This is a genomic window from Vibrio sp. Vb0349, from assembly GCF_033338975.1.
In genome coordinates, this window is record NZ_JAWOTS010000297.1 from 1 (window position 1) to 1,208 (window position 1,208).

Sequence of the window (1,208 nt, forward strand, 5' to 3'; positions counted from 1 at the left end):
AGTAATGGTTCGCTGTGGAGCACATATGGAGAGTCACTATTTAGATATAAGAACCCTCAACTTTATGATCATTTTGTTTTCTTGTATCTATGCTATTAGCCGGCTTTGCTATCAATATACTCAGAGCAAAATTAAAGGATTAAAAACGTTCGCCATTTCTCTGTTGTTTATTGGCTTAGGCCCTTTTTTATTGGGATTTCGTGACTCAGCCCCAGACTGGCTGACGATCATTCTTTCCAATACCATCATTATCATCGGCTTTTTGCTCACGTTATATGGCGTAAGCATTTTCCGTAAATTCCCCCTCAAGTGCGCTCATGTACTCACGTTTCTGGTACCGATATTCAGTGGCCTTTTTTATTACTTCACCTTTTATTCGCCATCTATTCGTATCCGAATCATTTTTCTTAGTATCTATTTGAGCTTAGTCACCTTCTGCAGTGGCGTTGCGATGATCAAGGGAAAAAGAGACGATCTAAAACTGCCCGTTCAAGTGATGGCGTACGCCTTCTTTGGGTTTAGTGCTTTTATGGCGGGCAGAACCGTTTGGAGCATTTGGGCACCAGAAGTCACCAGTTTTATGAATGCAGGTATCATCCACCAGCTGACGTTTCTATTTAGTATCTGCCTCATTGTTGCTTTAAGCTTTAGTATGTTGTGGTTGATCAACGCAAGATTGGTGAAATCCATCAACGATCTTTCTCATTTGGATGCATTAACTGGGTTATACAATCGACGTGCAATGGAAGTCATTGTGCCTAACCTTGTGAATCAAGCACGCGAAACAAATACGCCTATCAGCATCGTTATGACTGACGTGGACGATTTTAAAACCATTAATGACCAATACGGACACACCACTGGCGACTCAGTCATGGCAACCATCGCCACGATTTTTAAACAAACGTTACCAGAGTCAGCATGTACCGTTCGCTTTGGTGGTGACGAGTTTATGATTGTGTTGCTTGCCAATGCCGAAAACGCGAAAGCCTATGCCGAGTTAGTACGTCGCAGCATTGAACGTGAAACGTCGCTGCTTGCTTTTAAAAACCAAGTCACGATGAGCTTCGGCATCAGCGAGCTAATGCCCAATGACAGCTTACAAGATGCACTCACCCGAGCCGACGAAGCACTGTATTGCTCAAAGCACACCGGGCGAAATCAAGTCACGACATTCCAAGATGAAAGCGAAGTGGGTGGCAAGTTCA

Annotated in this window: 1 protein-coding gene; it reads left to right on the top strand. The window is 43.5% G+C overall.

Translation table 11 applies throughout. From position 1 onward, the window contains the following. Positions 1–25: 25 nt before the first annotated feature. On the top strand, positions 26–1,208 hold a 1,183-nt coding region (locus R7Q47_RS25325; RefSeq protein WP_318090096.1), incomplete at its 3' end, for a GGDEF domain-containing protein.